Raw genomic sequence first — 1,868 nt, 5'->3', positions numbered from 1 at the left:
TCAACGACCTGTACCGCCGCGTCATCAACCGCAACAACCGCCTGAAGCGGCTGATGGAGCTGCGCGCGCCGGACATCATCATCCGCAACGAGAAGCGCATGTTGCAGGAAGCGGTCGATGCGCTGTTCGACAACGGCCGCCGCGGTCGCGTCATCACCGGCGCCAACAAGCGGCCGCTGAAGTCGCTGGCCGACATGCTGAAGGGCAAGCAGGGACGCTTCCGGCAGAACCTGCTCGGCAAGCGCGTCGATTATTCCGGTCGCTCCGTCATCGTCGTCGGTCCGGAACTGAAGCTGCATCAGTGCGGCCTGCCCAAGAAGATGGCGCTGGAGCTGTTCAAGCCGTTCATCTATTCGCGGCTCGACGCCAAGGGCCTGTCCACCACGGTGAAGCAGGCGAAGAAGCTGGTCGAGAAGGAGCGTCCCGAGGTCTGGGACATTCTCGACGAGGTCATCCGCGAGCATCCGGTGCTGTTGAACCGCGCGCCGACGTTGCATCGTCTCGGCATTCAGGCGTTCGAGCCGGTGCTGATCGAGGGCAAGGCGATCCAGCTTCACCCGCTGGTCTGCGCCGCCTTCAACGCCGACTTCGACGGCGACCAGATGGCCGTGCACGTTCCGCTGTCGCTCGAGGCGCAGCTCGAGGCGCGCGTGCTGATGATGTCGACCAACAACATCCTGCATCCGGCGAATGGCCAGCCGATCATCGTGCCGAGCCAGGACATCGTGCTCGGTCTCTATTATCTCTCGATCATGCGGGAAGGCCTGCCCGGTGAGGACAAGGTGTTCGGCGACATGGCCGAACTTGAGCATGCGCTGTACTCCAAGGTCATCCACCTGCACACCAGGATCAAGTATCGCTGGGACGTGATCGGCGAGGACGGCGAGCCCGTCAAACGTCTGATCGAAACCACCGCCGGCCGCGTCATGCTCGGCCAGGTGCTGCCGAAGTCGCCGAAGATTTCGTTCGACATCATCAACAAGCTGATGACGAAGCGGGAAATCTCCGGCGTGATCGATCAGGTCTATCGCCACTGCGGTCAGAAGGAGACCGTGATCTTCTGCGACCGGATCATGGCGCTCGGGTTCTACAATGCGTTCAAGGCCGGCATATCGTTCGGCAAGGACGACATGGTCGTTCCGCACGGCAAGTGGAAGATCGTCGACACCACGCGCACGCTGGCGAAGGACTTCGAGCAGCAATACAACGACGGCCTGATCACCCATGGCGAGAAGTACAACAAGGTCGTCGACGCCTGGTCGAAGGCGACGGAAGAAATCGCCAAGGAGATGATGAAGGAGATCTCGTCGGTCAAGAAAAGCTCCAAGGGCGTCGAGGCGCAGATCAACTCGATCTACATGATGGCGCATTCCGGCGCGCGCGGTTCGCCGGCCCAGATGCGCCAGCTCGCCGGCATGCGCGGCCTGATGGCCAAGCCGTCGGGCGAGATCATCGAGACGCCGATCATCTCCAACTTCAAGGAAGGGTTGTCGGTTCTGGAGTACTTCAACTCGACCCACGGCGCTCGCAAGGGCCTCGCGGATACCGCGTTGAAGACCGCGAACTCCGGCTACCTGACCCGCCGTCTGGTCGACGTCGCGCAGGACTGCATCATCACGCAGGACGACTGCGGCACCAAGCTCGGCATCAAGATGCGCGCCATCATCGATGCCGGAACGGTCGTGGCGTCGCTGGGATCGCGTATTCTGGGCCGTACGGCATGCGAGGACATCCGCGATTCCGCGACCAACCAGGTGCTGGTCAAGCGCAACACGTTGATGGAAGAAAGCCATGTCGACCAGATATCAAAGGCCGGCATTCAGGAGGTCAAGATCCGCTCGGCGCTGACCTGCGAACTCGTCAACGGC

At 61.8% G+C, this 1,868-nt stretch carries 1 pseudogene; it reads left to right on the top strand.

The annotated features are described in order from the left end of the window. Positions 1–1,868 (top strand): annotated as a pseudogene (locus BGO16_RS03805) (DNA-directed RNA polymerase subunit beta'); the annotation flags it as partial.

This window comes from Nitrobacter sp. 62-23 (assembly GCF_001897285.1).
In the GTDB taxonomy this organism is placed as follows: Bacteria; Pseudomonadota; Alphaproteobacteria; order Rhizobiales; family Xanthobacteraceae; genus Nitrobacter.
The sequence above is the reverse complement of the archived record's forward strand: the minus strand, read 5'-3'. Positions and strand labels throughout refer to the sequence as shown.